Annotated in this window: 1 protein-coding gene; it reads left to right on the top strand. The window is 66.5% G+C overall.

Annotation, left to right across the window (positions count from 1 at the left end):
- The first annotated feature begins 127 nt into the window (after nucleotides 1-127).
- On the top strand, nucleotides 128-892 hold the full coding sequence (locus D7W79_RS42120; RefSeq protein WP_120530768.1) for a Stp1/IreP family PP2C-type Ser/Thr phosphatase: 765 nt from the start codon (nucleotides 128-130) through the stop codon (nucleotides 890-892).
- Nucleotides 893-1,145 lie beyond the last annotated feature (253 nt).

Here is a 1,145-nt window from a genome sequence, read left to right as displayed (position 1 = left end):
GATGTGTATAAGAGACAGACCCGGAGGGGGAACGCTGGCACAGACGAGAGGTTTTTGACCCCTTTTGGAGCGCTTTGTTAACGTCGCGCCGCGATTTTCACGCCTCTCCCGGGAAGAGTCCCTTCGCATGCGCATCGAGGTTGCCGGCAGCACCCACGTCGGGATGAAGCGGAACCACAACGAGGACAACTACCTCGTGCTCCCCGAGGAGAACCTCGTGGTCGTGGCGGACGGCATGGGCGGTCACTCGTCCGGTGAGATCGCCAGCCGCATCGCCGTGGACGAGCTGGGTGAGTTCTTCCGCCTCACGTCCAAGGACCAGGACGCCACCTGGCCCTTCAAGATGGACAAGCAGCGCAACTACGACGAGAACCGCCTGGCCACCGGCATCAAGCTGGCCAACGCGCGCATCTTCGAGCGCGCCACGGTGGACACCAAGTACAAGGGCATGGGCACCACCATCGTGTCCGTGCACTTCGCGGAGACCGCGGCCTACGTGGGCCACGTGGGCGACAGCCGCGTGTACTTCTTCCGCGGCGGCATGCTCCAGCAGGTGACGGAGGACCACTCGCTGCTCAACGACTACCTCAAGGCGAAGAAGCTCACGCCGGAGGAGATCGAGAACTTCCCCCACAAGAACGTGATTGTCCGCGCGCTGGGGATGAAGGAGCAGGTGCAGGTGGACGTCACCCGCGTGGATCCGCTGGAGAACGACGTCTTCCTGCTGTGCTCGGACGGCCTGAGCGGCATGATTTCCGACGCGCAGATGCAGGACATCCTGTCGCGCACGCCGGAGCTGGAGAAGGCCTGCGGGCAGCTCATCGACCTGGCCAACGCGGCGGGCGGCAACGACAACGTCACCTGCGTGCTGGCGCGCTGGCACAACGCCTGACGCGCCCCTGAGCGCTGGACGCAAGGAAGGCCCGTGCTCCTGAACAAGGGAGGACGGGCCTTCGTCGTTTCAAGTGCTGTCAGCGGCCGGAGAGCGAGGCGGGCACCCGGTGCGGGCCCCACGCGAGCACCTCGGTGAGCGCCTCACCGGGCGCCACCTGCGTCTCCTCGAACACGGCGCAGCGCTCCAGCTTCGCGCCCTGCCCCACCCGCGCGCCCGGGCCCACGGACACGTTCGGGCCCACGGTGGCACC

Origin of the sequence: Corallococcus exercitus (genome assembly GCF_003611585.1) — a bacterium.
GTDB classification, from domain to species: Bacteria; Myxococcota; Myxococcia; order Myxococcales; family Myxococcaceae; genus Corallococcus; species Corallococcus exercitus.
This window is presented reverse-complemented; position numbering and strand designations above follow the sequence as displayed.

Bases quoted from the DNA above. Each gene is read 5' to 3' on its own strand.
- D7W79_RS42120 (WP_120530768.1), top strand. From the start codon at position 128: ATGCGCATCGAGGTTGCCGGCAGCACCCACGTCGGGATGAAGCGGAAC.